The sequence below is a fragment of the Methanospirillum sp. genome, from assembly GCF_035560735.1.
Lineage (GTDB): Archaea > Halobacteriota > Methanomicrobia > Methanomicrobiales > Methanospirillaceae > Methanospirillum.
The window spans coordinates 1-4,771 of sequence record NZ_DATMYY010000023.1 but is presented as its reverse complement, the minus strand read 5'-3'; the positions used below and the strand labels follow the sequence as shown (position 1 = coordinate 4,771).

1 protein-coding gene is annotated in these 4,771 nt (G+C 42.8%); it reads left to right on the top strand.

Features of this window, described 5'->3' with window-relative positions:
• On the top strand, positions 1-4,771 hold a 4,771-nt coding region (locus VN429_RS00665; protein WP_325628689.1), incomplete at both ends, for a glycoside hydrolase family 94 protein.

Sequence of the window (4,771 nt, the reverse complement as noted above, 5' to 3'; positions counted from 1 at the left end):
GTAATCATGAGAATAGTGAAGTCAGATACTGGGCAACTGCACTAAAACAACAGGTGCTTAATCATAGATCTGATATATCGTCATTCATCTCATGGGCTAGTTTGGATATTCCTCGTGCATCTGTCCGTAATGAAGTTCCGTCTGAAATAAAAAAGAATCTCGATCAGTTTTGTATATTTTATAAAATCTTAAATTCGCATATCCCAACTATCAAAGAGATTGCAACACTTAATCAGGATCTTCACAGACAGTTTGAACCATTACTGATCTGGGCTGATTCTCAATCTGACTTACATGCCAATCCCGGTTTAGGGAGAAACTGGCTGGTCAGGACTCTTAAAGAGATGCGATCATCAAGTAATAACGCATTAGAATTCATAATGAATGGCACTGTCCTCCAGGAACTATGTCATGATTATTCTGACATTGAGTACGAGTTCCTGTACGATAGGGTGAGTAATCTCCTTTCTATCGGGTATAATGTTACAGATTTCAGACTGGATCCGGTCTTTTATGATCTCCTTGCATCTGAAGCCAGAATTACCAGTTTTATGGGAATTGCCACAGGCCATCTTCCTCAAAAACATTGGTTTGCACTTGGACGTCTACTCACCACGGTTGGAGGAGTAAATACTGCATTGATCTCCTGGAGTGGGTCAATGTTTGAGTATCTGATGCCACTTCTCATTATGCCAACTTATCCAAACAGCCTTCTGGATAATACATATCAGACCATTATTGCACGTCAAATTGAATATGGCCATAACCTTGGCGTACCGTGGGGAATTTCCGAATCTGGATATAATTCTACAGATGCCAATCTTAACTATCAATACCGTGCCTTTGGTGTACCGGGACTTGGATTTAAACGAGGGCTAGCTGGAGATCTTGTTGTGGCACCATATGCTGCTGCAATGGGACTCATGATAGATCCGAATCTGGCCTGTATAAACCTGCTAAAAATGGAGGAACTTGGATTTACTGGAAATTATGGTTTCTATGAATCCATAGATTATACCCCATCCCGTGTAACTCCAGTTAAGAAACATGTGATTGTTCAATCATTTATGGCTCACCATCAAGGAATGATTTTTCTTTCAATTGCATATAGTCTGCTTAACCATCCGATGCAGAGAAGATTTGAATCAGACCCCGAGCTTCAGGCGACTGTAATGCTTCTTCAGGAAAAAACTCCGCGAAACACTCCTTTCTATCTGCATGAAGGGAAAGAAGAGGAAATTCATACTCATATTGGGGAGTCTGATTCCCAAATCCGGGTGTTTAAAACATATCAGACTCCCTGGCCTGAAGTACATTTGCTCTCAAATGACCGATATCATGTCATGGTGAATAATAGTGGTTCAGGATATAGCAAGTGGAATGATCTTGGAGTGACCAGATGGCGGGAAGATCCTACGACAGATAGTTCCGGTTTATTCTGCTATATCAGAGATCTTGCAAGTGGAGAATTTTGGTCAAATACATATCAGCCAACTGAAAAAACTCCAGATTCATACCACGTTATTTTCAAACAGGCTCGTGCTGAATTTCAACGAAGGGACCAGGATTTTGTAACTCGTTCCGAGATAATGGTCTCTCCTGAAGATGATGTGGAGCTTCGAAGAATCCGGGTTACAAATCGCTCACATACCAGGCGAACTATTGAGTTCACCAGTTATGCTGAAGTGGTGCTAGCAACTTCTGCTTCTGATGAATCTCATCCTGCCTTCAGCAACCTATTTGTTCAGACCGAACTTGTTAAAGAAAAGAATGCAATTCTTGCAACAAGAAGAGCACGTTCAGATCGTGAACATCCTCCCTGGATGCTACATCTGATGACTGTTGAAGGCAAACAGATCCGGGCTTCTTCCTATGAAACAGACAGATCACGATTTATTGGAAGAATCAATTCCCTTTCCATGCCATTAGCAATGACTGACTCTTCAACACTTTCAGATACTGAAGGGTCAGTCCTGGATCCAATAGTTGCGATAAGATGTACTATTACGTTGGGACCGCAGGAAACTGCAGGAGTAAACATCTTTACCGGAGTGTGTGAAACCCGGACAGGAGCTCTCGCTCTTATTGAGAAGTATAATGATCGGTACATGGCTGACAGGGTTTCAGAACTGGCATGGACACATGCCCAGGTTATGCTCAGGCAGCTAAATGCAACTGAGCAGGATGCTCAGCTCTTTTGTACCCTTGCCTCTTCAGTTCTCTATTCAAATCCATCCAGACGGGCAAGCCAGAATATTCTTCTTAAGAATAATCGTGGTCAATCAGGGTTATGGGGATATGGTATATCAGGAGATGTTCCGATTGTATTGGTCCGGATTCAGAACCGGGAACGAATAAATTTTGTCAAAGAGATGGTTCAGGCCCATGCATACTGGCGGATAAAAGGATTAGTCGTCGATCTGATTATCTGGAATGAGGACCAGTCCGGATACCGGCAGGAACTTCAGGATGAAATAATGCATCAGATACCTCCGGGTTCTGTTTCACACATGTTAAACAGTAAAGGTGGTATTTTTATCAGACATCTTGAACAGATGTCAGAGGAAGATCGCATTCTTATCCAGACAGTAGCCAGGGTGATTATTACTGATCGTGCTGGGACAATTGCTGAGCAGATGGAGCGGACTAGTTGGAAGAAAATTTTAGTTCCCAAACTGCTTCCTACCCGGGTTCAAAATTCCATTCCAAATATCATTCCAAAGAAAAATGGAGACGATTTAAGTTTCTTTAATGGAATCGGTGGTTTTTCGAAGGATGGACGGGAATACGTCATACTATCAGAAAAAGGGAAAACAACACCTGCACCGTGGGTGAATGTTCTTGCGAATGAAAATTTCGGCACTGTAATATCTGAAAACGGGAGTGTCTATACCTGGGGTGAGAATGCTCATGAATTCAGGCTGACACCCTGGATGAACGATCCTGTTCGGGATCTCTCTGGTGAAGCACTTTATATTAGGGATGAAGAGACCGGTAAATTCTGGTCACCATCACCTTTGCCTGCACAGGGAATAAACCAATATGTTACCAGGCATGGCTTTGGGTACTCAACGTTTGAATCATGTGAACACGGCATTACTACTAAGCTGACCGTTTTTGTCTCTATTGATAATCCTGTTAAATTTTTGACTCTTCGGATCAGGAACAGATCGGGTCGCCGGAGACTTTTGTCTGTTACGGGTTATGTTGAATGGGTACTTGGTGAACTCAGATCCAAGTCCCTCATGTATGTGATAACTGAGATTGATCAGATATCTGGGGCAATCTTTGCAAAGAATCCTTACAACCATGAATTCCCAGGTAGAGTAGTATTCTTAGATTCCAATATCTTAAAAAGGACTGTAACCGGTGATCGGTATGAGTTTATCGGCAGAAACAGATCTCAGGAAAAACCACTTGCGATGGAACAGGTACGGCTCTCAAATAAAGTAGGAGCAGGACTTGATTCCTGTTCGGCTATGCAAGTACTCTGTGAATTGACTGATGGAGAAGAACGAGAAATAATCTTCACCATGGGTTCAGGAAAGGATATTGAAACTACAAGAAACCTGGTTCAGGCATCGAGAGGAATAGAGGCCGCACATGATACACTTAAAGCGGTAAAAGATCACTGGAATCGGACACTTGGTGAAGTAAAAGTTACCACACCTGATCCGTCTGTAGACCTTCTAGTTAATGGATGGTTACTTTATCAGACCATTGTTTTTCGTCTCTGGGGGCGAACAGGTTTTTACCAGTCAGGCGGAGCATTCGGGTATCGTGATCAACTTCAGGATGTACTGGCACTGATTCATACACGCCCTGAACTTACCCGAAAACAAATCCTTCTCACTGCCGGTCACCAATTTCATGAAGGTGATGTTCAGCACTGGTGGCATCCCCCACTAAACCGTGGTGTACGATCACGTTGTTCTGATGACTTACTCTGGCTCCCCTATGCCACCTGCAAATATGTACTCAAAACCCGCGATATCGGTATTCTAGATGAGCAAATACCATTTCTGGAAGGCCGGGCAGTTCCTCCTGAAGATGATTCGTATTATGATCTCCCGTCATATTCAGGAACAACCGGGACCCTGTATGAACATTGTGTAAGAGCTATCAGGTATGGTCTAACCTCCGGTATTCATGGTCTTCCTTTGATCGGTTCAGGTGATTGGAATGACGGAATGAATTTAGTAGGCGCTGAGGGTAAAGGAGAAAGTATTTGGCTAGGATTTTTTATCTTTGATATTTTAATGCAGTTTCAAACGGTAGCGACTCTTCATAGTGATCTGATATTTTCAGAATTCTGTAGGGAGAATGCCGAGATGATGCAGAAAAATCTCAACCTTCATGGATGGGATGGAAAATGGTTCATGCGGGCCTACTTTGATTCAGGTGAACCACTAGGTTCTTCAAAAAGCACCGACTGCATGATAGACTCCCTTTCCCAAAGTTGGAGTGTCATCTCCGGGGGAGCTTCTAAAGAACATGCATTGTCTGCGATGGAAGCAGTAAAGAAATATCTTATCCATCCTGATGACCGGTTGATCACTCTTCTTTCTCCTCCATTTGATAAGGCTCCGACTAATCCCGGATATATCAAAGGATATGTACCTGGGATCAGAGAAAATGGTGGACATTATTCCCATGCAGCGATGTGGGTGGTAATGGCTTATGCAAAGTTGAAGGATCATGAACAAGCCTGGGATCTGATTCCTTATGTCAGCCCAATTCATCATGGTACTACTTTAAGTGATATTCATAG